At 70.7% G+C, this 280-nt stretch carries 1 protein-coding gene; it reads right to left on the reverse strand.

The features are described from left to right. A partial coding sequence (locus MD536_RS21715) for a hypothetical protein (RefSeq protein WP_239603868.1) occupies positions 1–280 on the reverse strand: 280 nt, incomplete at both ends.

Here is a 280-nt window from a genome sequence, read left to right on the forward strand (position 1 = left end):
TCGCCCCACTCCCCGTCTGGGCCCTCCAGGCCAAATCCCCAGGAGCGCATGCGCGGCCGCTGGTAGCTGAGCGTGGCGCCGAGCTTGAACGAGCCGAGGGCGCGCTGGTAGTCCAGCGACGCGGTGAGGACCTCGGTCGGATCCGCGACCATGTCTGGCTCTTCGGGGGAGGACCAGCCCAGCACGCCCTGCCTGGCCCGCCAGTAGTCGACGTGTGCCTTCAGCCCGCCGGTCTGGCCGGTGACGTCCACGTAGAACCCCCGTGACTCGTGGGTCTCCC

It is taken from the genome of Flavihumibacter cheonanensis, from assembly GCF_022352215.1.
Taxonomy (GTDB): domain Bacteria; phylum Bacteroidota; class Bacteroidia; order Chitinophagales; family Chitinophagaceae; genus Flavihumibacter; species Flavihumibacter cheonanensis.